The sequence below is a fragment of the Clostridium rectalis genome, from assembly GCF_900626095.1.
GTDB classification, from domain to species: domain Bacteria; phylum Bacillota; class Clostridia; order Clostridiales; family Clostridiaceae; genus Clostridium_AS; species Clostridium_AS rectalis.
In genome coordinates this window covers 1-845 of sequence record NZ_UYZZ01000030.1, presented here as the reverse complement: position 1 = coordinate 845, position 845 = coordinate 1, and the positions used below count along the sequence as shown (strand labels likewise).

At 38.7% G+C, this 845-nt stretch carries 2 tRNA genes and 3 rRNA genes; all 5 read left to right on the top strand.

Going from position 1 to position 845, the window contains the following annotated elements:
- Positions 1–121 (top strand): 23S ribosomal RNA (locus tag EJL03_RS15880); the annotation flags it as partial.
- 120 nt (positions 122–241) lie between these two features.
- A 5S ribosomal RNA gene (rrf, locus tag EJL03_RS15875) occupies positions 242–358 on the top strand.
- Positions 359–365: 7 nt separating this feature from the next.
- Positions 366–442, top strand: a tRNA-Ile gene (locus tag EJL03_RS15870).
- A 3-nt stretch (positions 443–445) separates the two neighbouring features.
- Positions 446–521, top strand: a tRNA-Ala gene (locus EJL03_RS15865).
- A gap of 237 nt (positions 522–758) precedes the next feature.
- A 16S ribosomal RNA gene (locus EJL03_RS15860) occupies positions 759–845 on the top strand; the annotation flags it as partial.

Here is an 845-nt window from a genome sequence, read left to right as displayed (position 1 = left end):
TGAGATTTCCCATAGCGTAAGCTAGTAAGACCCCTTGAAGAACACAAGGTTGATAGGTCAGAGGTGTAAGTACAGCAATGTATTCAGCTGACTGATACTAATAGGTCGAGGGCTTGATCTAATAAATATTACTTTGTGCAATTTTGAAAGAATAAGTTCTTTTAAAAAACAACAAAAAAGTTATTGACAAATAAATAGAAACAGATTATAATTTTAAAATGTAAGGTGAGTAAATTGTAGATCTGGTGATTATGGCTTGAAGGTAACACCCGTTTCCATACCGAACACGAAGGTTAAGCTTCAAAGCGCCGATGGTACTGCAAGGGAAGCTTTGTGGAAGAGTAGGTCGTCGCCAGGTATAGTATGGATCTTTAGCTCAGTTGGTTAGAGCAACCGGCTCATAACCGGTAGGTCCGGGGTTCGAGTCCCTGAAGGTCCACCATATGGGGGTATAGCTCAGTTGGGAGAGCACCTGCCTTGCAAGCAGGGGGTCAGGAGTTCGAATCTCCTTATCTCCACCATTTAAAAACATCTGTATAAACACAGGTGTTTTATTATCTCAAAATAAAAATTAACATAAATTGTCAGTATAAAAAATATTATAAAATTATGTTGACAAATGGAAAAACAGATGTTATTATGTAGAAGTCGCTTAAGGGCGATGGTTGATCTTTGAAAATTAAACAGAGAAGAATGAAACCAGTTAATTCTTAACACAAAGTGTTAAAATAGCGATGAGCTAAAAAAGATTAAACTTTTAAATTGAGAGTTTGATCCTGGCTCAGGACGAACGCTGGCGGCGTGCCTAACACATGCAAGTCGAGCGATGAAGCTCCTTCGGGAGT